The sequence below is a fragment of the Streptomyces mabaensis genome (assembly GCF_053763515.1).
Genome location: NZ_JBSOPZ010000019.1, coordinates 18,699 through 43,770 on the forward strand (window position 1 = coordinate 18,699; position 25,072 = coordinate 43,770).

Annotated in this window: 19 protein-coding genes; 5 read left to right on the top strand and 14 right to left on the bottom strand. The window is 70.5% G+C overall.

The features are described 5' to 3' along the window. Window positions 1-2 precede the first annotated feature (2 nt). The gene (locus ACWV17_RS18485) at window positions 3-1,001 is read left to right on the top strand and encodes an anion permease (RefSeq protein WP_455357391.1); all 999 of its coding nucleotides are present in this window, start codon (window positions 3-5) and stop codon (window positions 999-1,001) included. A gap of 123 nt (window positions 1,002-1,124) precedes the next feature. On the opposite strand, the gene pstB is transcribed toward ACWV17_RS18485, so the two are convergent. The 4 genes from pstB to pstS form a co-directional block, all read right to left on the bottom strand. After that, on the bottom strand, window positions 1,125-1,901 hold the full coding sequence (gene pstB / locus ACWV17_RS18490; protein WP_455357390.1) for a phosphate ABC transporter ATP-binding protein PstB: 777 nt from the start codon (window positions 1,899-1,901) through the stop codon (window positions 1,125-1,127). 32 nt (window positions 1,902-1,933) lie between these two features. Further along, window positions 1,934-3,007 (bottom strand): phosphate ABC transporter permease PstA, encoded by a 1,074-nt coding sequence (gene pstA, locus ACWV17_RS18495; protein WP_455357389.1) that lies wholly within the window; start codon window positions 3,005-3,007, stop codon window positions 1,934-1,936. Further along, the gene (pstC, locus tag ACWV17_RS18500; RefSeq protein ID WP_455357388.1) at window positions 3,004-4,002 is read right to left on the bottom strand and encodes a phosphate ABC transporter permease subunit PstC; all 999 of its coding nucleotides are present in this window, start codon (window positions 4,000-4,002) and stop codon (window positions 3,004-3,006) included. Before pstC ends, pstA begins: the two co-directional genes overlap by 4 nt. A gap of 96 nt (window positions 4,003-4,098) precedes the next feature. After that, window positions 4,099-5,235 carry a phosphate ABC transporter substrate-binding protein PstS gene (pstS, locus tag ACWV17_RS18505; RefSeq protein ID WP_455357387.1) on the bottom strand — a complete coding sequence of 379 codons (1,137 nt, stop codon included), beginning with the start codon at window positions 5,233-5,235 and terminating at the stop codon, window positions 4,099-4,101. Window positions 5,236-5,519: 284 nt separating this feature from the next. Between pstS and ACWV17_RS18510 the strand changes: the two genes are divergently transcribed. Beyond that, complete coding sequence (locus tag ACWV17_RS18510; RefSeq protein WP_455360608.1) at window positions 5,520-7,217, top strand: recombinase family protein; 1,698 nt, start codon at window positions 5,520-5,522, stop codon at window positions 7,215-7,217. Here ACWV17_RS18510 and ACWV17_RS18515 read toward each other — a convergent pair. The 4 genes from ACWV17_RS18515 to mshD all read right to left on the bottom strand — a co-directional run bounded on the left by ACWV17_RS18515 (window position 7,188) and on the right by mshD (window position 12,014). Continuing rightward, on the bottom strand, window positions 7,188-7,607 hold the full coding sequence (locus tag ACWV17_RS18515) for an NUDIX hydrolase (protein ID WP_455360609.1): 420 nt from the start codon (window positions 7,605-7,607) through the stop codon (window positions 7,188-7,190). The two genes, ACWV17_RS18510 and ACWV17_RS18515, sit on opposite strands and share 30 nt — an antisense overlap. After that, window positions 7,604-8,665: a CHAD domain-containing protein gene (locus tag ACWV17_RS18520; RefSeq protein ID WP_455360610.1), complete on the bottom strand. Its 1,062-nt coding sequence runs from the start codon at window positions 8,663-8,665 to the stop codon at window positions 7,604-7,606. Before ACWV17_RS18520 ends, ACWV17_RS18515 begins: the two co-directional genes overlap by 4 nt. Next, complete coding sequence (locus tag ACWV17_RS18525) at window positions 8,646-10,880, bottom strand: RNA degradosome polyphosphate kinase (RefSeq protein WP_455357384.1); 2,235 nt, start codon at window positions 10,878-10,880, stop codon at window positions 8,646-8,648. The genes ACWV17_RS18520 and ACWV17_RS18525 overlap by 20 nt, the downstream gene beginning before the upstream one ends. 207 nt (window positions 10,881-11,087) lie before the next feature. Continuing rightward, a complete protein-coding gene (gene mshD / locus ACWV17_RS18530; protein WP_455360611.1) occupies window positions 11,088-12,014 on the bottom strand; it encodes a mycothiol synthase in 927 nt (308 codons plus the stop codon). A gap of 153 nt (window positions 12,015-12,167) precedes the next feature. Between mshD and ACWV17_RS18535 the strand changes: the two genes are divergently transcribed. Both ACWV17_RS18535 and ACWV17_RS18540 read left to right on the top strand, forming a co-directional pair. After that, window positions 12,168-14,003: a bifunctional metallophosphatase/5'-nucleotidase gene (locus ACWV17_RS18535; RefSeq protein ID WP_455360612.1), complete on the top strand. Its 1,836-nt coding sequence runs from the start codon at window positions 12,168-12,170 to the stop codon at window positions 14,001-14,003. A 152-nt stretch (window positions 14,004-14,155) separates the two neighbouring features. Further along, the gene (locus ACWV17_RS18540; RefSeq protein WP_455350970.1) at window positions 14,156-15,031 is read left to right on the top strand and encodes a phosphatidylinositol-specific phospholipase C; all 876 of its coding nucleotides are present in this window, start codon (window positions 14,156-14,158) and stop codon (window positions 15,029-15,031) included. Here the strand turns inward: ACWV17_RS18540 and ACWV17_RS18545 are convergent. The 6 genes from ACWV17_RS18545 to ACWV17_RS18570 form a co-directional block, all read right to left on the bottom strand. Further along, complete coding sequence (locus ACWV17_RS18545; protein ID WP_455360613.1) at window positions 14,993-16,525, bottom strand: sensor histidine kinase; 1,533 nt, start codon at window positions 16,523-16,525, stop codon at window positions 14,993-14,995. The two genes, ACWV17_RS18540 and ACWV17_RS18545, sit on opposite strands and share 39 nt — an antisense overlap. Beyond that, window positions 16,522-17,235, bottom strand: coding sequence for a response regulator transcription factor (locus tag ACWV17_RS18550; protein ID WP_455360614.1), 714 nt, complete (start codon window positions 17,233-17,235; stop codon window positions 16,522-16,524). Before ACWV17_RS18550 ends, ACWV17_RS18545 begins: the two co-directional genes overlap by 4 nt. Before the next feature lie 101 nt (window positions 17,236-17,336). Further along, a complete protein-coding gene (locus tag ACWV17_RS18555) occupies window positions 17,337-18,302 on the bottom strand; it encodes a S1C family serine protease (RefSeq protein WP_455360615.1) in 966 nt (321 codons plus the stop codon). A 119-nt stretch (window positions 18,303-18,421) separates the two neighbouring features. Then, entirely contained in the window at window positions 18,422-19,444 is a 1,023-nt protein-coding gene (locus tag ACWV17_RS18560; RefSeq protein ID WP_455350974.1) for a LacI family DNA-binding transcriptional regulator, read from the bottom strand. 252 nt (window positions 19,445-19,696) lie between these two features. After that, window positions 19,697-20,434: a response regulator transcription factor gene (locus tag ACWV17_RS18565; RefSeq protein WP_455350975.1), complete on the bottom strand. Its 738-nt coding sequence runs from the start codon at window positions 20,432-20,434 to the stop codon at window positions 19,697-19,699. A gap of 503 nt (window positions 20,435-20,937) precedes the next feature. Next, window positions 20,938-23,793, bottom strand: coding sequence for a BTAD domain-containing putative transcriptional regulator (locus tag ACWV17_RS18570; protein ID WP_455360616.1), 2,856 nt, complete (start codon window positions 23,791-23,793; stop codon window positions 20,938-20,940). Window positions 23,794-23,954: 161 nt separating this feature from the next. Here ACWV17_RS18570 and ACWV17_RS18575 point away from each other — a divergent pair, with 161 nt between their 5' ends. Then, window positions 23,955-25,001, top strand: a complete 1,047-nt coding sequence (locus ACWV17_RS18575) for a class I SAM-dependent methyltransferase (protein WP_455360617.1) — start codon at window positions 23,955-23,957, stop codon at window positions 24,999-25,001. Window positions 25,002-25,072 lie beyond the last annotated feature (71 nt).

The following is a 25,072-nucleotide window of genomic DNA, read 5'->3' on the forward strand; positions in this document are numbered from 1 at the left end:
TCGTGGACACCTTTGCGCTGATCGTGACCATCGGCGTCGCGCTCGGCTTCACGTACACCAACGGCTTCCACGACTCGGCGAACGCCATCGCGACCTCGGTCTCCACCCGGGCACTGACCCCGCGTGCGGCGCTGGCGATGGCAGCGGTGATGAACCTCGCCGGTGCCTTCATGGGCAGCGGGGTGGCCAAGACGGTCAGCGAGGGTTTGATCGCGACCCCCGAGGGCTCGAAGGGGATGGGCATCCTCTTCGCCGCGCTGATCGGCGCGATCGTGTGGAACCTGGTGACCTGGTACTTCGGGTTGCCCTCGTCCTCCAGCCATGCGCTCTTCGGCGGCATGGTGGGCGCGGCGATCGCCGGCGGGACGGAGGTGATCTGGACCGGGGTGCTGGAGAAGGTCGTCATCCCGATGTTCATCTCGCCCTTCGTCGGGCTGATCCTGGGCTATCTGGTGATGGTCGCGATCCTGTGGATGTTCCGCAGGTCGAACCCGAGCAGGGCCAAGCGCGGCTTCCGGATAGCCCAGACCGTCTCGGCGGCGGGCATGGCGCTCGGCCACGGCCTCCAGGACGCCCAGAAGACGATGGGCATCGTGGTGATGGCGCTGGTCATCGCGGATGTCGAGGACCAGGGCGACGCGATCCCGATCTGGGTCAAGATCGCGTGCGCGGTGATGCTGTCGCTCGGTACGTACGCGGGTGGCTGGCGCATCATGCGGACCCTGGGCCGGCGGATCATCGAGCTGGACCCGCCGCAGGGGTTCGCGGCGGAGACCACGGCGGCGTCGGTGATGTACACGGCGTCCTTCATGTTCCACGCGCCGATCTCGACGACGCACGTCATCACCTCGGCGATCATGGGCGTGGGCTCGACCAAGGGGTCGCGCGCGGTGCGGTGGGGTGTGGCGAAGAACATCGTGATGGGCTGGTTCATCACGATGCCGGCCGCCGCGCTGGTCGCGGCGCTCAGCTTCTGGATCGTGAACCTGGCGTTCGGCTAGGCGCCCCCGCGCCCCGGCCCCGGAAAGCGAAAGTGGGCCCGCCCCCCTGGGAGAGGGGGGCGGGCCCTTCGCCTTGCGGTGGCACCGCCATGCAGCACCGCAGGACGTCTGGACGCCGGCTGCTTATCCGAAGCGGCCGGAGATGTAGTCCTCGGTCGCCTGGACCGAGGGGTTGGAGAAGATCCGCTCGGTGTCGTCGATCTCGATGAGCTTGCCGGGCTGGCCGACGGCCGCGAGGTTGAAGAACGCCGTACGGTCCGAGACGCGCGCCGCCTGCTGCATGTTGTGCGTCACGATGACGATCGTGAAGCGCTCCTTCAGCTCACCGATCAGGTCCTCGATGGCGAGGGTGGAGATCGGGTCCAGCGCGGAGCAGGGCTCGTCCATCAGCAGGACCTGCGGCTCGACCGCGATCGCGCGGGCGATGCACAGGCGCTGCTGCTGACCGCCGGACAGACCGGAGCCCGGCTTGTTGAGGCGGTCCTTGACCTCGTTCCAGAGGTTGGCGCCCTTGAGGGACTTCTCGACGATCTCCGCGAGCTGGTTCTTCCTGTACGAGCCGTTCAGGCGCAGCCCGGCCGCCACGTTGTCGAAGATCGACATGGTGGGGAACGGGTTCGGGCGCTGGAAGACCATGCCGACCGTACGGCGCACGGCGACCGGGTCGACGCCCGAACCGTAGAGGTTCTCGTCGTCCAGCATGACCTTGCCCTCGACGCGGCCGCCCGGGGTGACCTCGTGCATCCGGTTGAGGGTGCGCAGGAACGTGGACTTGCCGCAGCCGGACGGGCCGATGAAGGCGGTCACGGAGCGGGGCTCGACGGTCATGGAGATGTCGTCGATGGCGAGGTGGTTGCCGTAGTAGGCGGAGAGGCCGCTGACGTCGATTCGCTTGGCCATGAGGTTCACATCACTTTCTTGTAGCCGCGGGGTCAGCGACCGGTCTGCGGGGCCTTCCAGCGGGCTATGCCGCGGGCCACCAGGTTCAGGATCATGACGAAGGCGATCAGGACGAGCGCTGCGGCCCAGGCCCGGTCGACGGAGGCGTCGGTGCCCACCGAGTACTGCTCGTACACGTACAGCGGGAGCGACGACTGCGCGCCTTCGAAGGGGTTCGGGTTGATCAGCTTCGTACCGAAGACGAGCAGCAGGACCGGCGCGGTCTCACCGGTGATACGCGCCACCGCCAGCATCACACCGGTGGTGATGCCGCCGATCGCGGTCGGCAGGACCACCTTGAGGATCGTGCGCCACTTGGGCACGCCCAGGGCGAGGGAGGCCTCGCGCAGCTCGTTCGGGACGAGCTTGAGCATTTCCTCGGTGGAGCGGACGACCACCGGCATCATCAGGATCGCGAGGGCCATCGCGCCGGCGAATCCGGAGGGCCCGAAGCCCAGCATCAGATTCCAGGTGGCGAGGATGAACAGACCCGCGACGATCGACGGGATGCCCGTCATGACGTCGACGAAGAAGGTGACGGCCTGCGCCAGCTTTCCGCGCCCGTACTCGACCAGGTACACCGCGGTCAGCAGACCGATCGGCGCGGCGATCAGGGTCGCGATGCCGACCTGCTCCAGGGTGCCGAGCAGCGCGTGGTAGACGCCGCCGCCCGGGTCCGTGTCGAGCAGACCGCTCATGGAGTGCGTCAGGAAGTACGGGTCGAGGACCTTCATGCCCTTGCTGATCGTCACCCAGGCCAGCGAGAGCAGCGGGATGACGGCGAGGATGAAGCAGACCCAGACGAGGCTGGTGGCGACCCGGTCCTTGCCCTGGCGGCTGCCCTCGATCTTGGTGGTGATCGCGTAGGTGGCGAGCACGAAGATCAGGGCGGACAGCAGGCCCCACTGGATGCGGCTGTGCCAGCCGGCCACCAGGCCGAGGCCGCAGCCCGCGGCGACGGACCCGACGGCGATCGCGGCCGGGGCCCAGCGCGGGAGGCGGGCGTGGGAGAGGGGCGTCGTGGGCACGGGGGCGACGGGGCGCTTGTCCTGAAGGGTCTGGCTCATGCGTTGGCCCCCGAGTACTCCTTGCGGCGGGCGATGATCATCCGCGCAGCGCCGTTGACCAGCAGAGTGATGCCGAAGAGCACGAGGCCGGACGCGATCAGGGCGTCGCGGCCGAACTCGTCGGCTTCGTTGAACTTCGCGGCGATGTTCTGCGCGAAGGTGCCGCCGCCCGGGTCGAGCAGGTGGCCGGAGATGACGAAGCTGGGGGAGAGCACGACGGCGACGGCCATCGTCTCGCCGAGCGCACGGCCCAGGCCCAGCATCGAGGCGCTGATGATGCCCGAGCGGCCGAACGGCAGGACCGACATCCGGATGACTTCCCAGCGGGTGGCACCGAGGGCCAGGGCGGCCTCTTCGTGCGCCTTCGGCGACTGGAGGAAGACCTCACGGGTGACGTTCGTGATGATCGGCAGAATCATGATCGCCAGCAGGATGCCGACGGTGAACAGGTTGCGGGCCACGCCTTCGCTGGTCCGCTCGAAGATGTACGTCCAGCCGAGGTACTCGCCCAGCCACTTGTTCAGGCCGTCCAGGTACGGCACCAGGAAGACGGCGCCCCAGAGGCCGTAGATGATGCTCGGTACCGCGGCCAGCAGGTCGACGAGGTACGCGAGCGGGCCGGCGAGCTTGCGCGGCGCGTAGTGCGAGATGAAGAGCGCGATGCCGATCGCGACCGGCACAGCGATCGCCATGGCGATGACCGAGCTGACGACGGTGCCGTACACGAGGACGGCGATACCGAAGACCGGCGGGTTGCCGGCCGGGTTCCACTCGGACGTGGTGAGGAAGTTGCCTTCGTCCTTCGAGATGGCGAGGGCGGCCCGGTAGGTGAGGAAGACCGCGATGGCGGCCATGATCACCAGAAGGGTGATGCCGGAGCCCCGGGACAGGCCCAGGAAGATCCGGTCGCCGGGGCGGTTCGTGCCCCGGCTCGCGCGCTTGCCGCGCGGTCCCGCGGGCGGCGGGACTGAAGTCGTTTGGGTTGCTATATCCATCAGGTTTCTCCGGTCTGCGGAGCCTGGGAGGCTCCTGGCGGCGGTGCACCGGAAGGCGCGGCCGGCCTCGGGTTACGAGGCCGGCCGCGGCCGGGGTCAGGACAGGGTGGGAACGATCTCGCGGACCTTGGCGGCGATCTCGGCCGGGATCGGCGCGTAGCCGGCGTCCGCGAGGACCTTCTGGCCCTCGTCGCTGATGGCGTAGTTCAGGAAGGCCTTGACCGCGGGAAGCGTCTCGGCCTTGTTGCCCTTGTCGCAGACGATCTCGTACGTCACCAGGACGAGCGGGTAGGCACCCTCGGCCTTGGTGGCGTAGTCGAGCTCCAGGGCGAGGTCGTTGCCCGTGCCCTTGACCTTGGCGGCGGCGATCGCCTTGGAGGCGTTCTCCGAGGTGGCCTCGACCGGGGCGGAGGCGCCGGTGTCGATCTTCACCGTGTTCATCTTGCTGGCGGTCGCGTAGGACAGCTCGAAGTAGCCGATGGCTCCGTCGGTGCCCTTGACGCCGGCGGCGACACCGGAGGAACCGCTGGCGGCCTGGCCACCCTTGGCCAGCCACGACTTCGACTTCGGGTCGTGCTTCCAGTCGGCCGGGGCGGCCTTGCTGAGGTACTTGCCCAGGTTCTGGGTGGTGCCCGACTCGTCGGAGCGGTGGAAGGCCTGGATGCCGGTGCTCGGGAGCTTGACGCCCGGGTTGAGCTTGGCGATCGCCGGGTCGTTCCACTTGGTGATCTTCGAGTCGAAGATCTTGGCGAGGGTCGGGGCGTCCAGGACGAGGTTGTCCACGCCGCTCAGGTTGTAACCGATAGCGACCGGGCCGCCGACCATCGGGAGGTTGATGCCCTGGCCGCCCTTGCAGACCTTCTTGGAGTCGGCGACCTCGGTGTCCTTCAGCGCAGAGTCGGAACCGGCGAAGCCGACCTGGCCCTGGTTGAACTTGGTGATACCGCCACCGGAGCCGATGGGCTGGTAGTTGATCTCCACGCCCGCGCAGGCGGCCTGGAAGTTCTTGACCCACAGGTCCATGGCGTTCTTCTGCGCGGACGAGCCGGCCGCGAGCAGCTGGCCCTTGGCGTCGTCGCACTTGATGTTGCTGGCGGCCTTGGTGTTGCCGCCGCCGGTGCCGCCGGTGCCGCTGTTGTCGTCAGAGCCGCACGCCGTGAGGACCAGGGCGCCGGAGACGGCGAGGGCGCCGAGCGCGGTGGCGCGAAGCCGGTTCTTGCGCTGAAGCTTCACTTTCGGGTGTTCCTTCCAGGAGCCGCCGGTCTCTGTCGGGGCGGCGTGCGAAGAGTCTGTGTCTATGCGTCTTTGTGTCCGTGCGGCACGACGCACCTGCGTCGTGCACTGCCGAAACTAGGCAGAACAGGTGAAGCGGCCGACGGGGGTGAGTGAACGGCGGGTGAACCGTGGCGGACAGCCCGGGGTGTCTGCCGGGCGGGATCCAGATGGGGCCGGTGTCTTTCCCTTGGGATGTCACGGATTCGGTGTCATGGCTAGTCCGGTGTATGTAACGTCGACGTGTGATCGATTCACGCAACCCTGCACGGCCATCCAAGACGTTCTCCCGCTCCTACATCGCCCCGCCTCTCCAGGCGTGGCTTGACGGGGGCGGCACGATCGAGGACTGGATCAACGGACGCACGCCGTTGATCTCCTACGCCCGCATCTCTGCCGACCGGCTCGACGGCGACGCAATTGGCGTCGGACGTCAGCACAAGAGAAACACCAGGAACGCAGGGTTGCACGGCGCCGCCGTCGTTCTGCACTACGAGGACAACAACCTCACGGCCGCCAACCGCGAGGTGATACGTCCGGCGTTCCGGCAGATGTGCAGAGACATCACTCACGGGCGGGAAGAGGAGACAGAGATCCCCCTTCGCGGCTGCATCGCAGTCGAGAAGGAGCGGGTGTATCGCCTCCCCCGCGACTTCATCGCGTTCCAGGACGCACTGGTGATGGTCGGTGGCGGCGTTTTCATCGACGACACGACCTTTCTGGACCTCGTCAACGACGAGGAGGCAATCATCGCGGGCCTCGGCACCACGGGCATAGGCGAGACCGAGGTGAAAAGGTTACGCAAGCGCACTGTGCGGAATGCTGCGGACCGAGCGGAAGAGGGGAAGACCTACGGCGCGCCGCGCCGCTTCGGCTGGCTCGGGGCGTCCAAGGACCCGTACAGGGTCGGCAACAAGCACCGGAACGCAGAAGAATGGCCGCACCTGATCGACATGATCAAGATGCGGCATGCGGGGAAGTCGTGGCGGGGCATCACGGCTGAGATGAACAAGAGGAAGGTCAGGACCGCCCGCGGCGGAGCCTGGTCGGAGCAGGGAGTCAAGGCCCTCATCACCAACCCGGCGTGGTGGGGCGGCAGGGTCCTCAACGGGGAGATTGTGGCGGACTCCAATACCGGTGAGCCCACAATCGGGGACTGGGAACACGCCGACGACGCCGACGAGTGCACCTACGAGATGTGGAAGAGCATCATGACCGGCGTCCAGGCGAATCGTCTGCACAGGGGCATGAGGCAGGGCAAGGCGGAGCGGCCCGAAGAGCAGATCCGGACTCGGACATACAAGTTCTCCGGATACCTGCGCTGTGGACGTCTCAACGACTTTGAAGAAGTCTGCGGCTCGAAGCTCACCGGCAACAAGGCGACTGGAAAGAACGCCAAGTACGGCGACTACTACCGGTGTGGGGATGCCAATTGCAAGGGCATCGGCCGCAGGGTCGCACCCGTGGACGAGTACCTTGAAGGCCTTCTGCTGGCCTACCTGGATGAACACTTCTCCGGCACGGAGGCCAAGACGATTCCCTGGCGAGGCAAGGGCAAGCTCGCGGGCCTTCGCAAGCAGCGAAAGGCCATCAGTGACTCTGTTGCGTCGGGTGAGGCCGAATGGAGCGACGTCCACGACCTGATCATGCGTCTGAACCGGAACATCAGGACGCTGGAGCAGGAGGAGAAGGACCACCTGAGGGCCGAGGCCAAGAAGAACCTGCTCAGGGGGTGGAGCCGAGCGCAGTGGGATCAGATGGAGCTGCCGGAGAAACGCGAGGTGATCGGGCAGGTCATCACCTCCGTCGTCGTCCTGCCCATCCCGGCAGGCGTCAGCGACAAAGCCCCGTTCGACCCCGCCTTGCTCAGGGTCTCGTGGCTTGAGGTGACAGGCCAGGACCCAAAGCCAGGCTCAGGGCGTCAGGTGAAGGGTGTCGAGTAGAGCTGTGACCAGTTCCCTGTCCCTGTTCTGCGTCAGGCGACTACGCGCCGCAGCGGGAGCCAGCCACAGCAACTGGTCGACCTCTCTGTTCGGTGCGAACTCGCCACCGGTGGCTTCGGCAGCCCAGTAGCGGACTTCTTTGGGGCGCCCCTCGACTACGTACCGAACAGTAGGCAGCTCCGTCCCCAAATCGCACGTCATGCCGGTTTCCTCCAGCACCTCGCGCAGGGCCCCGTGCCGAGCGTCCTCGTCGCGCTTCAGCTTGCCTTTCGGATGGGACCAATCCGCCCACTTCGGTCGGTGGACCAGGGCGAGTTCGATTCCGTAGCCAGTGGGGGAGCGTCGCCACAGAACGCACCCCGCCGCCAGAACCACTGAGTCTTCGTTCATGTCGCCGCCGCCATGCTTCGGTGCCAGAGGTGCTGGAAGGCGAACCTGGCCGCCTCCACCTCGTGCCGCTGGTCCGCGTGGAGCACGCCCAGCGCGTACGCCGTGGCCGGGGCGATGCGCGGGGTACGGGCCGCCGCCGCGGAGGCGGCAGCGGCCTCGGCCGCGTCCCGGTGCCGGTCGAGTGCCTCGCTCGCGCCGGCCAGCCGGGCGGCGTCGGCGCCCAGTACCTCCTGCGCGTACCGGTGCAGCCGGAGCAGCAGGCGGACCTGGTGCCAGGGGGCGTCCTGCTGCTCGCTTCCCGGGGTGGAGGCGAGGCCATGGACGAGGGCCTCGGCGTTGTACGGGTGCCCGGCGCGGCCCAGCGGCAGTACGGCTACTGCCTCCGAGAGGCGGGCCTCGACCCGTGCGGCCAGCGGGGGCAGGTCCTCGGCCTCGGCCGGGGCGACGGGCACCTCCGAGGCCAGTACGGCGACGGCGTCGGCGACGGCGTGGAACCGGGACGAGCCCAGCGCCTGCAGGGCCGCCGAGTGCGCGCGGGTCCGGGCGAGGGTGAGCTGCCGCTCCAGCAGCGCGCCGGCGCGGGCGGCCCCGACGGCGAGTGCGGCCGGTTTCCCCCCGCCGGACTGCTCGTGTGGCGGCCGCTTCGCTCGCGGGGCGGCCGTGGCGGTCCCGGTGAGCACGCCCGGGCCGCCGGCTTCCGGGTCCGCCGTGCGGGCCGGGGGGAGGTGGGGGGCGCCCGCCAGGCGGTGGAGGGCTTCCAGGAGCCGGTCCAGCCGGGAGGCGTAGGCGTGTTCCAGCGCCAGGGTGCCGGAGAGCCAGGCCAGTTCCGTACGGAGGCCGTCCGCCCACGCCTGGTCGGTCAGCGGCCGGAACGTGTGCAGCGTGGCGCTGATCCGGCGGGCGGCGCGGCGCAGCGCGAGGGCCGCTTCCGCGGCCTCCGCCGCGTCCACCCCGCTCTCGCCGTGCAGGCGCAGGCTGCGGAGGAACTCCGTGGCCTGGCTCTGCAGGTACTCGGTAAGTGCGTCACCTGCGGTGGAGTCATGGTGTTGCTGAGCCACGCCGGCGCCTCCGGGCGTCAATGAGCATCTCCTGTACGTGCCGCAGCGGCTGACCGTCCGCGTCCGTGCCGTGCCGGGTCCAGTTGCCGTCCGGGCCGAGGTGCCAGGACGCCGTGGAGTCGGACATGCCGGTTTCCAGCATCCGGTCGAGTGCCGCGCGGTGGGCCGGGTCGGTGACCCGGACCAGTGCCTCGATCCGGCGGTCGAGGTTGCGGTGCATCATGTCGGCGCTGCCGAACCAGACTTCGGGCTCGCCGCCGTTGCCGAAGGCGAAGACCCGGGAGTGTTCCAGGAAGCGGCCGAGGACCGAGCGGACCTGGATGTTCTCCGAGAGTCCGGTCACGCCGGGGCGCACCGCGCAGATGCCGCGGACCCAGATGTCCACCGGGACGCCGGCCTGCGCGGCGCGGTAGAGCGCGTCGATGACGGCCTCGTCGACCATCGAGTTGACCTTGATCCGGACATACGCGGCGCGGCCCGAGCGGTGGTGCTGGGCCTCCTTGTTGATCCGTGCGATCAGGCCGTCCCGGAGGGACTTCGGGGCGACCAGCAGGCGCCGGTAGGTCTCACGGCGCGAGTAGCCGGAGAGCCGGTTGAAGAGGTCGGAGAGGTCGGCGCCGACCTGCGGGTCGGCGGTGAGCAGGCCGAGGTCCTCGTACAGCCGGGCCGTCTTGGGGTGGTAGTTGCCGGTGCCGACGTGCGAGTAGCGGCGCAGGGTGTCGCCCTCCTGGCGGACCACCAGGGACAGCTTGCAGTGCGTCTTGAGGCCGACCAGCCCGTACACGACGTGGCAGCCGGACTCCTCCAGCTTGCGCGCCCACTTGATGTTGGCCTGCTCGTCGAAGCGGGCTTTGATCTCGACGAGTACGAGGACCTGCTTGCCCGACTCGGCGGCGTCTATCAGGGCGTCCACGATGGGGGAGTCGCCCGAGGTCCGGTACAGCGTCTGCTTGATGGCGAGGACGTCCGGGTCGCTCGCGGCCTGCTCCAGGAAGGCCTGGACGGAGGTCGAGAACGAGTCGTACGGGTGGTGGAGCAGGACGTCCCGCTCGCGGAGGGCCGCGAAGATGTCCGGCGCGGACGCGGACTCCACCTCCGCGAGGTCCCGGTGGGTGCCGGCGATGAACTTCGGGTACTTCAGTTCCGGCCGGTCCAGCGAGGAGATGCCGAAGAGGCCGGTCAGGTCCAGCGGGCCGGGCAGCGGGTAGACCTCGGCGGCGGAGACCTTCAGCTCCTGGACAAGGAGGTCCAGGACGCCCGGGTCGATGGACTCCTCGACCTCCAGGCGGACCGGCGGGCCGAAGCGGCGCCGCATGAGTTCCTTCTCCAGGGCCTGGAGCAGGTTCTCGGCGTCGTCCTCCTCGACCTCCAGGTCCTCGTTGCGCGTGACCCGGAACATGTGGGTCGCCAGGACCTCCATGCCGGGGAAGAGCTCCTCCAGGTGGGCCGCGATGACGTCCTCCAGCGGCACGTACCGCTGCGGCGAGGCCTCCAGGAAGCGGGACAGCAGCGGCGGCACCTTGACCCGGGCGAAGTGGCGGTGGCCGCTGACCGGGTTCCGTACCACCACGGCCAGGTTCAGCGAGAGGCCCGAGATGTACGGGAAGGGGTGCGCGGGGTCGACGGCCAGCGGGGTGAGGACGGGGAAGATCTGCTGGCGGAAGAGCGTGAAGAGGCGCGCCTGCTCCTTCTCGGTCAGGTCGGGCCAGCGGATGAGGTGTACGCCCTCCTCGGCCAGCGCCGGGGCGATGTCCTGCTGGTAGCAGGCGGCGTGCCGGGCCATGAGCTCGCGGGACCGGGTCCAGATCAGGTCCAGTACCTCGCGGGGCTGGAGGCCGGACGCGGAGCGGGTGGCGACCCCGGTGGCGATACGGCGCTTGAGGCCGGCCACCCGGACCATGAAGAACTCGTCCAGGTTGCTGGCGAAGATCGCCAGGAAGTTCGCTCGTTCGAGGAGGGGGGTCGCGGGGTCCTCGGCGAGTTCGAGCACCCGCTCGTTGAACGCCAGCCAGCTGCGCTCCCGGTCCAGGAACCGGCCCTGGGGGAGTTCCGCGCCCTCGTTGTCGGCTTCCTCGTACCCGTCCAGGTCGGCATCGAGGTCGGGCTCCAGGTCGGACACGACCGCCGCGACCGTGTGCGGGCGGTGCGCGGCTATGGAGCCGACGGACGGCTGGGCGTGCTGGATCGGGACCTCGGCGCTGGGCTGCTGGCTCATATGTCCATTGTTCCGCGCGCGCGGGCGTACAGGCGCGTCGGAAGCGGCCGGGGTGAGGTGAAAGCTCCCGTTGGGTGGGGTGACAGCGGGCTGCATCCACCGAGGTTCGCAAGCGTGTCTGAATGGCCGGTAACGGCGACATGACATGCAGGAAGCGTTGCCCCGTCTCCCCGGCCCCTCTCCCCGGCCCGTTTCCGCGCGGGCCGGTCAGGATTCGGTGCGGTACATCAGGTCCGTCTCGTGGGTGGTGAAGCCGAGGCGCTCGTACACCCTCAGGGCCGCCGGGTTGTCCGCGTCGACGTACAGCATCGCGGTCGGCAGGCCCTGCGCCGCGAGATGGCGCAGGCCGACCGAGGTGAGGGCCTTGCCGAGGCCGCTGCCCTGCTCGCCAGGGCGGACGCCGAGGACGTACACCTCGCCGAGCTTCTCCGTGGCATGGACCTTCGTCCAGTGGAAGCCGACGATCTCGCCCCCGCGCTCGGCCAGGAAGAAGCCCTCCGGGTCGAACCAGGGCTCCGCCTTGCGGTCGTCGAGGTCACGCTGGGTGAGCGAGCCCTGCTCGGGGTGGTGCGCGAAGGCGGCGGCGTTCACGGCGAGCCAGGCCGCGTCGTCCTCGCCCGGCACGAAGGTACGGACGGTGACGCCGGCCGGCAGCACCGGCTCGGCGATCGGCCCGCCGTCGTTCAACGGGCGCCGCAACTGGCGCAGTTCGCGGAACAGGGTGAGGCCGAGGACCTGGGAGAGGTGCCGGGCGGCCGACTTGCCGCCGTGCGCCCAGACCCGCAGCCGCTTGCCGGACGCGGCGAGCAGCGCGGCGCCGAGTGCCCGGCCGTGGCCGCGGCCGCGGAAGGAGGGGTGGACGACCAGCTCGGCGGCCGGGGCCTCGACCGGGTCGGTGTCCTCCAGTTGCGCGTACCCGGCGAGCAGGCCGGCCTCCGTGAGCAGGAAGTGCCGTACGCCTTCCCGCCTGCCGCCGCGGAGCTGGAGCCTGCCCTGCTCGGAGACCGCCTGCATGCCGTCGCTGTGCGCGGCCTCGGACAGCAGGTCCAGGACCGCCTGTGCCTGTTCGGCGGTGAGCTCGTCGAGGGTCTGGATCTGCCGGCCGGGCTCCAGAGCTGCTGCTGCGTCAGTCATGAGTACGAGCCTACGGCGCCGGACGGCCGGTGCCCGCGCACCCGTCCCGCAACCTGGTCGTAACCCGCGACCCCTGTCGCGCTACGCGCGTTGACCGTAGGCTGCGCACGCAATTCAACAGAGCGATGTCTCGCTGTCCGCAAAGGGGAACTGATGTCAGCGACACCACAACGGCGCGGCAGAGTCCGCCGGTTGACCGTGGGCGCCGTGGCGGTCGCGGCCACGGCCGGCGCACTGGCCGCCGCCGCTCTGCCGGCGGGGGCCGACAGCGGTGACCGCCGCGAGGGCTACCACCACAAGCCGTCGCGGACCGTCGATGTGCAGCTGCTGTCGTTCAACGACCTGCACGGCAACCTGGAGCCGCCGGCCGGCTCGGCCGGCACGGTCACCGAGAAGCAGGCCGACGGTACGACCAAGGTGATACCGGCCGGTGGCGTCGAGTACCTGGCCACCTCGCTGCGCAAGGCGCGCGAGGGCCACCCGTACTCCGTCACCGCGGCGGGCGGCGACATGGTCGGCGCGAGCCCGCTGCTGTCTGGGCTCTTCCACGACGAGCCGACCATCGAGGCGCTCAACAAGCTGAAGCTGGACGTATCGGCCGTGGGCAACCACGAGTTCGACGAGGGCGCGGTCGAGCTGGCCCGGCTGCAGAACGGCGGCTGTCACCCGGTCGAGGGCTGCTACGAGGAGGGCAAGGAGTTCAAGGGGGCCGATTTCCCCTACCTCGCCGCGAACGTGACGAAGGAGAAGACCGGCCGGCCGGTCCTTGAGCCGTACACCGTCTGGAAGAAGAACGGCGTCAGGATCGGCTTCATCGGAGTGACGCTCGAGGGCACTCCGGACATCGTCACGGCCAACGGTGTCAAGGGCCTGAAGTTCCACGACGAGGTCGAGACCATCAACAAGTACGCCAGGAAGCTCGACCGGATGGGCGTCAAGTCCATCGTCGCGCTGATCCACGAGGGCGGCTCGCCCGCGTCGACGGCGTACAACTACGACTGCGACTCGCCGGGGCCGGGCGACGGCATCTCCGGCCCGATCGCGGCCATCGCCAAGGGCATCACGCCGAAGGTGGACGCGCTGGTCACCGGCCACACCCACCAGGCGTACGTGTGCACGATCCCGGACCCCTCCGGCAAGCCGCGCATGGTCACGTCGGCGTCGGCGTTCGGCAAGCTCTACACGGACACCACGCTGACGTACGACCGCCGCACCAAGGACATCGTGCGTACGTCGGTGCTGCATTCTTCTCCTCGGGCGGCGAACCACGTCGTCACCCGTGACCAGGCCAAGGCCGCCGACATGACCTCGCTCATCGAGCGCTGGAACAAGCTGGCCGCGCCGATCGCCAACCGGCCGCAGGGCTTCATCTCCGCCGACATCAACGGACGCGGCTCGACGGCTCCGGAGAAGCCGCTGGGCGACCTGATCGCGGACGCGCAGCTGGAGGGCCTGGCGCCGGCCGACAAGGGCGGGGCGCAGCTCGCGCTGATGAACCCGGGCGGTATCCGCTCGGACCTCGTGTACAAGGCGAGCGGCGCTGAGGGCGACGGGGTGGTGACGTACGGCGAGGCGTTCACCGTGCAGCCGTTCACCAACATGATGAACGTGGTGGACCTGACCGGTGCTCAGCTGATCACGGCGCTGCAGCAGCAGGTCAGCGGCCCGAACGAGGCGTCGCCGAAGATCCTCCAGGTGTCGGAGGGCTTCACGTACACGCTGGACCTCACCAAGACGGGCGCGGCCCGGATCGTGGTGGACTCGGTGAAGCTGAACGGGGCGGCGATCGACCCGGCGAAGACCTACCGCGTCGCGATGAACGAGTTCCTCGCGGGCGGCGGTGACGGCTTCCCCGTCCTGAAGGAGCACAGGAACAAGCTGGTCGGCGCGTCCGACCTGGATCTCTTCAACGCCTACCTGGCGGCCCACTCGACGGCGTCGGCGCCCCTCGCGCCGCCGGCCGCGGACCGGATCACGGTCGTCAAGTAACAGCAGGCACGGCAGCGGGGCGGCGGGCATGATGCCCGCCGCCCCCATGTGTGTCACACCCCTTCCAGTTATGACCTGTACACGTCATAATCCGGGGGCCGATCGGGCGGCCGACCACCGACGATCCCGACGGCCTACGAGGGGACGGGTACATGAGCGTGGACCGGCGGAGATTTCTCACGGGAGCGGCCGCGCTGTCCGCTACCGCCCTGCTCGGCGTACGGAGTGCCGTCGCGGCCCCGCCGCGCACCCTTTCCGTACAGGACTGGATGGCCGGCCTCGGCGACGCCACTCCCGTCCAGCGGCTGACCATCCCCGGCACCCACGACTCGGGCGCGCGCGTGGGCGGGCCCTGGGTCGCGTGCCAGAACATCTCCGTCGCCGACCAGCTGAACAGAGGCATCCGCTTCCTGGACGTCCGGTGCCGGGTCACCGGCGACTCGTTCGCCATCCACCACGGCGCGTACTACCAGAACCTGATGTTCGGCGATGTCCTGGGCGCCTGCCGGGACTTCCTGGCCGCGCGTCCCTCCGAGACGGTCCTGATGCGCGTCAAGCAGGAGTACTCGGAGGCGTCCGACGCCGAGTTCCGGCGCGTCTTCGACCTCTACCTGGACGGCAAGGGCTGGCGCCCGCTGTTCCGGATCGACGCCGGTCTGCCGACGCTGGGCCAGGCCCGCGGCAAGGTCGTCCTGCTCGGCGACAACGGCGGACTGCCCGGACTGCGGTACGGCGACGGCGGCCTGTTCGACATCCAGGACGACTACATGGCCGAGCCCGGCGCCAAGTACCCCAAGATCGAGGCGCACTTCCGCAAGGCCGTGCAGCAGCCCGGCAAGCTGTTCCTCAACTACGTCAGCACGTCCGCGCTGCTGCCGCCCCGCTGGAACTCCGACCGCCTGAACCCCAGGGTGCACAGCTTCCTCGACGGCACGGCCGCCGGCTGGAAGGGCCTGGGCATCGTCCCGATGGACTTCCCCAACACCCGTTCAGGGCTTGTGGAATCCCTCATCCGGCACAACGGCTGACGGCTGAGGGCCGGGCTCCGCCGCGGATGGTGGCGCCGGAGATGGTGTCGGCGGTGGCGCCGGCGGCGGTGTCGGCGCCCCCGGGAGCGTGAGCACCGCCCGCGTGCCGCCGCCCTCCGCCGGGCGCAGCGCGACGGAGCCGCCCGCCTGCTGGACCGTACGGGCCACGATGGACAGGCCGAGGCCCGAGCCGGGCAGGGCGCGGGCGGACTGCGAGCGCCAGAACCGCTCGAAGACGTGCGGCAGCTCCTCGGCCGGGATGCCGGGGCCGTGGTCGCGTACCGACAGCTCACCGCGGTGCAGGGCGACCTCGACCGTGCCGCCGGGCGGGCTGAACTTCACCGCGTTGTCGAGGACGTTGACGACGGCGCGTTCGAGCGCGGCCGGCTCGCCCCGTACGTACCAGGGCCGCAGGTCCGCCGTGACCGTCAGCTCCGGCCCGCGCAGCCGGGCGCGCTCCAGTGCGGCCCGCGCGATGTCGTGCAGCGCGACGACCTGGAGGGGGCCGGGGCCGGCGGCGTCCGGCCGGGCCAGTTCCTGGAGATCGCCGATCAGCGCGGCCAGCTCGGTCATCTGCGCCTTGACGGACGCCAGCAGCGCGCGGCGGTCCTCGGGCGGGATGGCCCGGCCCGTCTGCTCGCTGCGCGCGAGCAGCTCGATGTTCGTACGCAGCGACGTCAGCGGGGTCCGCAGCTCGTGCCCGGCGTCGGCGATCAGCTGGGCCTGGCGGTCGCGGGAGGAGGCGAGGGCGGCGGTCATGGAGTTGAAGGACCGGGAGAGCCGGGCGATCTCGTCCTCGCCCTCGACGGGAATCCGGACGGTGAGATCCTCCGTCCGGGCCACGTGCTCGACGGCCCCGGTCAGCTCGTCGACGGGCCGGAGCCCGGCCCGGGCGACCCACAGCCCGGCGGCGCCGGCCCCGACGACGCCGATACCGGCGAGGACCAGGAGCACCAGGGCGAGGGTGTTCAGCGGGTCGTTGACGTCGGCCAGCGGCCGGGCGACCGAGATGGCCACCGGCTCGTTCCCGGCCGCCGTCGCGGGCTGGGTGTAGACGCGCATCTCGGTGCCGTCGGCGGTGGTGACGTCGTGCAGCACGGCATCCCGGAGCCCCTTCGCCACCGCGATGTCGGCGCTCGTCACCGGAAGCGTCTCCGCGCCGTCCACCCAGCAGTGGTCGCCGTCCTGGAGCACGATCTGCACGGTGGCGCTCAGGTTGTTGATGAACGGCCGCCCCTGCGGCGGCGGGCTGCTCAGACAGCCGAAGCCGCTCAGCGCCCGCGACGCCTGCTGCGCCGCGTTGGTCGAACGCAGGCTCGCGTCGAGCTGGTCGCGCAGCTGGGCGCGCACCATGAACCAGCACGCCGTGGCCACCGCGGCGACGGCGACGGCCACCGCCGCCGCGACCAGCAGGGCCAGCCGGGAGCGGATCGGCAGGGCGCGGAAGCGGCGGAGGGGGCTGAGGCGGCTCAGCGGGCTCAGGGTGCTTCTCACTCGCCGCCGCCCGCCCGCAGGGCGTACCCGACGCCCCGCACCGTGTGCACCAGGCGCGGCTCGCCGCCCGCCTCCGTCTTGCGGCGCAGATACATCACGTACACGTCCAGTGAGTTGGAGCTCGGCTCGAAGTCGAAGCCCCACACCGCCTTCAGGATCTGTTCCCGCGTGAGCACCTGACGCGGATGCGCCAGGAACATCTCCAGCAGCGTGAACTCGGTGCGGGTCAGCTCCACCGGCCGCTCGCCCCGGGTGACCTCGCGGGTCGCCAGGTCCATCCGCAGGTCGGCGAAGGTCAGTACCTCGGCCGCCGGCCGGCCGGCGAGCGACGCCGAGTACGAGCTGCGCCGCAGCAGGGCGCGGATCCGGGCGAACAGCTCGTCCAGCTCGAACGGCTTCACCAGGTAGTCGTCGGCGCCCGCGTCCAGTCCGCTGACCCGGTCGCCGACCGTGTCGCGCGCGGTGAGCATCAGTACCGGCGTGGTGGATCCGGCGGCGCGCAGTCGGCGGGCCGCGGTCAGGCCGTCCATCCGGGGCATCTGGATGTCCAGGACGATCAGGTCCGGCTCGTGCGCTGCCGCCTTGTCCAGCGCGTCCAGACCGTCGACGGCGACCTCGGTCCCGTACCCCTCGAAGGCGAGGCTGCGCTGCAGGGCCTCCCGTACGGCGGGCTCGTCGTCGACGATCAGGATGCGCTCGGCGGAGCTCATGGGGCTTCCTCGGGGGTCGGTACGGTCGGTCCTCTCAGCCTCGCACGCAGGGGGCGGTACGCCCCAGGTGTGCCTGGGTGTGCCTGGGTGTCCCCGGGTGCCTAGGTGTTCGCTCCGCCGCCACCGCGCAGGGCGTCCAGGTCGGCCTTGACCGTGTTCACCGGGATCGCGAAGCCGAGGCCGACGCTGCCCGCGGACGAGCCGCCGGCCGCACTCGGCGAGTACATCGCCGAGTTGATGCCGATGACCTCGCCGTTCATGTTGATCAGCGCGCCGCCGGAGTTGCCGGGGTTGAGCGAGGCGTCCGTCTGGATGGCCTGGTACGTGGTCTTGGAGGACCCGGTGTCGCCGTTGAACTCCTGGCCGCCGAACTCGAACGGCCAGCCGCCGTCCGGCTGCCGCTGCCGCTGGTCCGGGTTCTGCTCCTTGGCCACGGTCACGTCGCGGTCCAGGGCGGAGACGATGCCGCTGGTGACGGTGCCGGTCAGGCCCTCGGGCGAGCCGATCGCGACCACCTGGTCACCGACCTTCACCTGCTCCGAGTCGCCGAGGGCGGCCGCCTTCAGATCCTTCGCGCCGGCCAGCTTGATCAGGGCCAGGTCCTTGCCGGGGTCGGTGCCGACGACCTCGGCGTCGTACGTCGTGCCGTCGCTGAGCCGCACCTTGACCGAGGACGCCCCGGCGATCACGTGGTTGTTCGTGATGATCTCGCCGTCGCTCGTGATGATCACGCCCGAGCCGGTGGACTGCCCCGAGCCGGAGTCCGCCCTGATCTCGACGATGCTCGGGCCGACGGCCTGCGCGACCCCGGCGACCGTGCCCTTGCTGCTCTGCGCCACGTTCGTCCCGCTGACCCCGGTGCCGCCGGCGCCCTGCGGGCCGGTCAGCTCCTGTACGGCGGCGGCCGTACCGCCGCCGACGGCCGCCGCGGCGATCGCGACCGCCGCCAGCAGTCCGACGGGCCGCTTGGCGCGCCGCCGGCCGGGCCGCTCCGGGGCGTACGCCGGGGCGTACCCGGGAGGCGGCGGGTAGGAGGGCTGCGGCTGGGGATACTCGCTTTCGGTCATGTACAAGACTGTCGCGGCGCTTCATGAGAGCTTCCTGAGCGCGCGCTGAGAAGCCCGACAGAACCGTGTATGCCCGATATAAACCCGCCGACGGCACAAGCCCGCCGACGGCGTCGGCGTTACGCGCAGCCGCAGGAGCGCCGGACCACCAGCGCCGACGGGAACAGCTTCAGCCGCTCCCGGCGCGAGCCGACCACCCGCAGGCCGTCGTCCAGCACCAGGTCGATCGCCGCCCGCGCCATCGCCGGCCGGTCCGACGCGATCGTCGTCAGCGGCGGATCGGTGAGCGCCGCCTCCTTCACGTCGTCGAAGCCCGCCACCGCCAGCTCGCCCGGTACGTCGATGCGCAGCTCGCGCGCCGCCCGCAGCACGCCGATCGCCTGGTCGTCCGTGGCGCAGAAGATGGCCGGCGGCCGGTCGGGGCCGGCCAGGATGCCGAGCGCGACCTGATAGGCGTCGTAGCGGTTGTACGGGGCCTTGAAAAGACGGCCCTCGGTGGGCCGCCCGGATTCACGCATCGCACGCCGCCAGCCTTCGACGTGGTCGGCCACCGGGTCGCCGACCACCGGGGTCGACTCGACGCCGCCGAGGCAGGCGACGTACGGGTGGCCGTGCTCCAGGAGATGGCGGGTGGCGAGCTGCGCGCCGCCGATGTCGTCGGTGACGACCGCGACGTCGTCGATCGCCTCGGGCCGCTCGTGCAGCAGGACCACCCGGGCGTCCCACGCCTCGATCTCCGCGGCGGCGCGCTCGCTCGGCCCCTGGCTGACGAGGATCAGGCCGGAAACCCGCATGCCGAGGAAGGCGCGCAGGTAGTGCACCTCGCGATCGTCCCGGTAGTCGGAGTTGCCGACCAGCACCATCTTGCCGCGCTCGGCGGCGGCCTGTTCGACCGCGTGCGCCATCTCCGCGAAGAAGGGCTGCCGCGCATCCGGAACGATCATGCCTATCAGGTCCGTGCGCCGTGAGGCCATGGCCTGGGCGACCCGGTCGGGCCGGTAGCCCAGGTCCTTGATCGCGGCGAGGACACGCTCGCGCGTGGCCGGGGCAACCGGCCTGGGTCCGTTGTTGATGACGTAACTGACGACCGCGGTGGAAGTCCCCGCCAGTCGTGCTACGTCATCCCGCGTCACCTTGGCCACGCGCGGCAGTCTACGCGGGGTGACCGTCCCCTGGGCAGGGCGTACTGCACTTCGGACCCGCCGACCGCGCCCGCCATCCGGGGGACGGGCTCAGGGCCTGTCGTTTGGATCTTGCCGGGCTCGCGGGGTCTGGCACCGCACCCCGCTGCGTTGTCGTCAGTCGCCAGGGCTCCGCCATGGCTCCTTCCTCCGCCTTGCGGTGCACGGCACCAGACCCCGCTCCCTGATCCGGCCTGATCCAAACGACAGGCCCTAGCCGGCCGTGGCCGGAGCGGCGGATGCGGCCTTCGTACGGGCCTCCTCGGCCGCACGTTCGACCTTCTCCGGGGCAACGAAGCGGTAGCCGACGTTACGCACGGTTCCGATCAGCGACTCGTGCTCGGGGCCGAGCTTCGCGCGCAGCCGCCGGACGTGGACGTCTACCGTCCGCGTACCGCCGAAGTAGTCGTACCCCCAGACCTCCTGGAGCAGCTGGGCCCGGGTGAAGACCCGGCCCGGGTGCTGCGCGAGGTACTTGAGCAGCTCGAACTCCTTGAAGGTCAGGTCCAGGACCCGGCCCTTGAGCTTCGCGCTGTACGTCGCCTCGTCCACCGACAGGTCGCCGTTGCGGATCTCCATCGGAGAGTCGTCCGAGGTGATCTGCTGGCGGCCCATCGCCAGCCGCAGCCGCGCCTCGACCTCGGCCGGCCCGGCGGTGTCGAGCAGGACGTCGTCGATGCCCCAGTCGGCGGTGACGGCTGCGAGGCCGCCCTCCGTGACGACGAGGATCAGCGGGCAGCCGGGTCCGGTGGACCGCAGGAGCTGGCACAGCGACCGGACCTGCGGCAGGTCGCGGCGGCCGTCGATCAGGATGACGTCGGCACCGGGGGTGTCGACGAGAGCCGGCCCCTCGGCGGGTGCCACGCGCACGTTGTGCAGGAGCAGGCCGAGAGCGGGGAGTACCTCCGTCGACGGCTGGAGGGCATTGGTCAGGAGCAGCAGAGAGCTCATCGACGGCCACCTGCCCGGTCAGTCCGGTCGTGCACGGTTCGCTCGCCCATAACGTCGATTCCTCCCTGCGAGGACGTTTGCGGCACTGCTTCGTACGTGTGCGGCCCCCGCGCCCTGGGGCCCGCAACTGTTCGTGCTCTCTTCAACGTACTGAAAGCACAAAAGGACCCAGGGGCAACATTGCCCGGATCCTCTGCCCAGCAGAATAGCCCACATCGGTTCCGCGGCGGAGGGGCACTTGCCCGGATCACCTGTCGGCTCGATCACTCCCGGCAGCTGCTCCAGGCGTACGACGCGCGAGGTTCCTTACCGATGGCCGTCCCCGGGCGTAGGCGCACACACCCCTCACCGGCGCATGACAGCGCCGCGGTAGTGCGCTGCGAGGCGGTGTGCCCTGGCGGCGCAGGAGACCCAGACGGGCGAGCTCATCGCCGGCATGGGCGTCGACTGCTTCACGGCATGGGTGGGCGACGAGTCGTTCGTCGAGCCGCCCGCAGCGGCCGTCACGATCGAGTGAGGTTCCGCTCGATCGCCCGGCGGGCCGCATCGAGCACGGCGACCCGGCTGGGGACCTGGGCCGAGGGAGCGGTCACGGTGTGCGCGGAGGCTTCGGCGGAGCGGGAGCCGTCCACGGCGGGCGCGTCGGGAGCCAGGTCTGCCGCGGCGTCGATCAGCGCCGCCGGTTCGTCGTCGCCGAGCCGGCGCAGCAGCTCGGCGAGGTTGCGGAGAGTGGTCCACAGGTGGGTCCAGTTGCCGTTGCGGGCGAAGTACTCGATGACGTCGCGGTAGCCGCCGAGCGCCTCGTGGACACGGTCCGCGGACGCGCGCACCGCTTGGAGCCCAACGGTCGCGACGCCGACGAGAAAGGTCGCGCCGGAGGTCCGGGCCAGGTCGATGGCACGGAGGTAGTGCCGCTCGGCCGACTCGCTGTGACCCGCAAGGCTCTCGATCTCCCCGGCGACGTACGCGCCCCAGGAGAGCATGCTGGGCGTCACCGCGCCGGCCAGCCCCCGGTCGTTCAGTGTCCGCGCCCCGTCCGGATCGCCCGCGTAGGCCGTCGCGAGGGCGGCGATCCCGAGGCACTCCCGGTGCGGGCCGGTGAGAGCGGCTCCGGCGAGGGCGTGCTGGACCACGTCGCCGTAGGCGCCGCGAGCCAGGTCGGCCACCGAGAGCACCATCAGGCAGTGCCATGACCCGGCGCTGTCGGTCGCCTTCTCCAGCCCGGCGCGGGCGAGGCGGTCGGCCTTGCGGTAGTCGCCGCGGTGGTAGGCGGCTTCCGCCGCGGTGCCGAGCACGGCAGCCGCACGGGGGTGGGTGGGGAGCGCCTGGTCGTCGGCCAGTTCCATCGCCCAGTCCCGGATCTCGACGAGGTCGCGGTAGGCAACCGCGTCGTACAGCGCGATGACCATCGCTGCCGCGTTGTCCAGGGATCCCCGGCTGCGGGCCAGCCGCCACGCGGCCCGCAGGTTCGGCAGCTCGCGGCGCAGGACGGCGTCGGCCTCGGGCTCCCGCTCGGTGGTCATGGTTTCGCCGATCCAGGCGGTCAGTTCGGCGGCCCATCGCAGCAGGCGCTCGGCCGCGGCATTGTCCTCGCCGGCCGCCGCCAGCCGGTCCAGCCCGAACGCCCGCAGCGTCTCCAGCATGCGGTAGCGGGTGGCCCCCTCGAAGGAGGCGTCGATCATGGAGGCGTCGACGAGGCGGGCCAGAGCGCTGCCGGGATCACTCTCCAGGCCCAGGCCGGCGGCGATCTGCTCGGCGGTGTCGAGGTCGACGCCGTCGGCGAATACCGACAGATGCCGGAACAGTCGCCGTTCGTCCTCCGTGAGGAGCTGGTACGACCACTCGATGGTGGCGTGCAGCGTACGGTGCCGGAAATCCGCGGTGGGGCCGCCACCGCCGAGCAGGTCGAGCGAGCGGTCGAGGCGGCCACGCAGATCGGCGAGGGAGAACGTGGACAGCCGGCCCGCGGCGAGTTCGATGGCCAGCGGCATCCCGTCGAGCCGGTGCACGATGTCGGCGACCATGCGCAGCTCCGCCGGCGTCGGCGGTGGACCGGGGCGGACCCGGCGGGCCCGGTCCAGGAAGAGCGCCGCCGACGGAACCTGCGTGGGATCCTGACCGGGGCGGGGCAGCGTCAGCGGCGCCAGCCGTGAGACATGTTCCGCTGCCAGGCCGAGAGGTTCGCGGCTGGTGGCCAGCAAGGAGATTCCGGGACATGAGGAGAGGACCATGTCCACCGTGTCCCGGACACCGTCAAGCAGGTGCTCGCAGTTGTCGATGACCAGTAGGCCGGGTGCGTCGCCCAGCAGGGCGACGCAGGCGGAGAGCACGTCGCCCTGGTCGACCTTCAGGTTCAGGGCAGTCGCCAGCGCGTGCGGGATGGCGGCGGGTTCGGTAAGCGGTGCGAGCAGCAGCACGGTCGCTGTGCCGCTCTGTTGTGCGACCTCCAGGGCGACGCGGGTCTTGCCGACGCCGCCGGGCCCGACGAGCGTGACCAGCCGCTCTTCCGCCAGCAGCCTGTGCAGGGCCGCGACCTGTGGCTCGCGGCCGATCAGGCGGGTGGCCGGCCGGGCGCGCACCTCGGGCGGGCCGGCCCACGAACCGGCGCCGCCGATGATCTCGCGCTCGAGCTCGTCCAGCGCAGGTGAGGGATCGAGGCCGGTCTCGTCAATCAGCCGGCGCCGGAAATCCCGTCCGATGCGCAGTGCCTCCGGCGCCTGCCCGGCCCCCGCCAGCGCCCGCATGTGCAGGAGCACGGCGGGCTCCCGCAGTGGGTCCTCGGCCGCTGATACGGCGGCGAGGCCGAGGATCCCGTCAGCTTGTCCTGCGGCGAGGGCGCCGGCGATCAGTGCGTCGGTCACCTCCTGACGCAGCTGCGCGTACTCCTCGACCGCGGTGGCGATCGGTACGATGTCGGTGAGGTCGGCGAGAACCGGCCCTCGCCACAGCTCGTGCGCCTCCTTCATCGGCGAGAACGTGGCGGCCGGGTCCCGCTGGGCCGTCGTACGCGCCGTGGCGAGCAACGCACGCGCCTGTGCCACATCCAGTTCGTCGCGGCTGAGTGCAAGCCGATAACCGTCATGCCGCGTCTCGAGCCGGGCCGCCGCCGCGCCGAGGTGTCCACGCAGCCGGGACACATGGTTCTGCAGGGCTTGACGCCCCGATTCCGGCACCTCCGACGGCCACAGCGCGTCCACGAGGCGGTCAACCGTCACGATCCGGCCCTCGGCGAACGCGAGCAGCGCGAGCACCGCACGCCGCTTGGGACCGGGTACGTCCACAGGGGCGCCGTCGACAAGGAGCCGCAGCGGCCCGAGCACCTCCACCCGGACCGACGGCGGCCGAGGCCCGACTGCCATGGCACTCCTCGTGGCCGGCGTGTCCTGTGACCATGATCTGCGACGAGGACAAACTCAGCCTGTTAGCACGACGGTAGCCCGTGCGAGGGCCGTGACAGGCCGCGCGCCAATCGTTGCTGCTGTGACCGGCACGAGCCGGTCGAGCAGGAAGGAGACCAGAGATGGACCACAACAAGGTGACGGAGTTCCTCGGGCGGTTCGTGGCGGACCTGGGCGCTGCCGGTGCCGCCGGCTCGGTGGTGATCGGCCACCGGCTCGGCCTCTACCGCGCGCTTGCGCAGGGCCCGGCGACGCCCGAGCAGTTCGCCGAGCGCACCGGGTGCCACCCGCGCTACCTGACTGAGTGGCTGCGCGGCCAGGCCGCGGGCGGGTATGTGAGTTACGACCCGGCGACCGGTGAGTTCTCGCTGACCGAGGAGCAGGCGTTCTGCCTGGCCGACCCCAACGGCCCCAACGTGCCGGCGGCGTTCCTCATTGTGCTGGGGTATCTGCGCGCCGAACCGCAGATCACCAAGGCGTTCCGCACCGGTGAGGGTGTCGGCTGGCACGAGCACGACGAGGACGTCTTCGTCGGGTGTGACGCGTTCTACCGGCCCGGCTACGTGGCCGAGCTGATCCCGAGCTGGATCCCGGCACTGGACGGGGTCGACACGAAGCTGACCGCGGGGGCCCGGGTGGCCGACCTCGGCTGCGGTCTCGGCTCCTCGTCGCTGCTCCTCGCCGAGGCGTACCCGCGCACCACCGTCGTCGGCTCGGACTACCACACCGAGTCGATCGAACTGGCGCGCAAGAAGGCCGCCGAGGCCGAGGTCACCGACCGAGTCAGCTTCGAAGTGGCGACGGCGCAGACCTTCACCGGCACGAACTACGACCTGGTGATGATGTTCGACTGCCTGCACGACATGGGTGACCCGCTGGGCGCCGCCCAGCGGGTGCGAGAAGCGCTGGCCGAGGACGGCACCTGGCTGCTGGTGGAGCCGTTCGCCTCCGACAAGGTCGAGGAGAACTTCAACCCGGTCGGCCGGCTGTACTACAGCGCCTCCACGTTCCTCTGCGTGCCCAGCGGTCTGTCCCAGCCGGGCGGCTACGCCCTGGGCGCGCAGGCCGGCGAGGCCGCGGTCCGCCAAGTGATCGCCGACGCCGGCTTCACCCGGTTCCGTCGCGCCGCGCAGACTCCGTTCAACCTGGTGTACGAGATCCGGCCATAAGAGACGGTGGGAAGCGGTCGTGGCTGCCCCACGACCGCTTTCCGGCCGGTCCCGCCCTGCTCGGGGCGATG

What these genes read in the sequence shown, in the direction of transcription:
- ACWV17_RS18575 (WP_455360617.1), top strand. Translation starts at nt 23,955, where the DNA reads ATGGACCACAACAAGGTGACGGAGTTCCTCGGGCGGTTCGTGGCGGAC.
- pstA (WP_455357389.1), bottom strand. Translation starts at nt 3,007, where the DNA reads ATGAGCCAGACCCTTCAGGACAAGCGCCCCGTCGCCCCCGTGCCCACG.
- ACWV17_RS18550 (WP_455360614.1), bottom strand. Translation starts at nt 17,235, where the DNA reads ATGAGCTCCGCCGAGCGCATCCTGATCGTCGACGACGAGCCCGCCGTA.
- ACWV17_RS18570 (WP_455360616.1), bottom strand. Translation starts at nt 23,793, where the DNA reads ATGGCAGTCGGGCCTCGGCCGCCGTCGGTCCGGGTGGAGGTGCTCGGG.
- pstC (WP_455357388.1), bottom strand. Translation starts at nt 4,002, where the DNA reads ATGGATATAGCAACCCAAACGACTTCAGTCCCGCCGCCCGCGGGACCG.
- ACWV17_RS18535 (WP_455360612.1), top strand. Translation starts at nt 12,168, where the DNA reads ATGTCAGCGACACCACAACGGCGCGGCAGAGTCCGCCGGTTGACCGTG.
- ACWV17_RS18565 (WP_455350975.1), bottom strand. Translation starts at nt 20,434, where the DNA reads ATGAGCTCTCTGCTGCTCCTGACCAATGCCCTCCAGCCGTCGACGGAG.
- ACWV17_RS18555 (WP_455360615.1), bottom strand. Translation starts at nt 18,302, where the DNA reads ATGACCGAAAGCGAGTATCCCCAGCCGCAGCCCTCCTACCCGCCGCCT.
- ACWV17_RS18525 (WP_455357384.1), bottom strand. Translation starts at nt 10,880, where the DNA reads ATGAGCCAGCAGCCCAGCGCCGAGGTCCCGATCCAGCACGCCCAGCCG.
- mshD (WP_455360611.1), bottom strand. Translation starts at nt 12,014, where the DNA reads ATGACTGACGCAGCAGCAGCTCTGGAGCCCGGCCGGCAGATCCAGACC.
- pstB (WP_455357390.1), bottom strand. Translation starts at nt 1,901, where the DNA reads ATGGCCAAGCGAATCGACGTCAGCGGCCTCTCCGCCTACTACGGCAAC.
- ACWV17_RS18540 (WP_455350970.1), top strand. Translation starts at nt 14,156, where the DNA reads ATGAGCGTGGACCGGCGGAGATTTCTCACGGGAGCGGCCGCGCTGTCC.
- ACWV17_RS18515 (WP_455360609.1), bottom strand. Translation starts at nt 7,607, where the DNA reads ATGAACGAAGACTCAGTGGTTCTGGCGGCGGGGTGCGTTCTGTGGCGA.